Annotated in this window: 1 protein-coding gene; it reads right to left on the bottom strand. The window is 42.6% G+C overall.

Annotated features, from left to right (window positions below; genetic code table 11):
* Positions 1–237 (bottom strand): Phenylacetic acid catabolic protein (locus tag SB679_RS26205; protein WP_410705340.1); only part of this gene is annotated, 237 nt, incomplete at both ends.

The following is a 237-nucleotide window of genomic DNA, read 5'->3' as shown; positions in this document are numbered from 1 at the left end:
CTACCAACCAGCCGATGGCACCAATGTCTGCCCAGCTTAATGTAGGGTAATTAAATATACTTGAATACTTGGCTTTTCCTTCCAGCATATCTTCATAAGTGGCATCTCTATCTGCTCTGATCGTTCCGTTTCCTAACGTTTCTGTTGCAGAGTATAAATACAAGCCATGTCCTGCTTCATCCTGAACCTTAGCTAAAAGAGCCATTTTTCTCCTCAATGAAGGAGCTCTGGATATCC

Origin of the sequence: Chryseobacterium sp. SIMBA_029 (assembly GCF_046535275.1) — a bacterium.
Classification (GTDB): Bacteria; Bacteroidota; Bacteroidia; order Flavobacteriales; family Weeksellaceae; genus Chryseobacterium.
The sequence above is the reverse complement of the archived record's forward strand: the minus strand, read 5'-3'. Positions and strand labels throughout refer to the sequence as shown.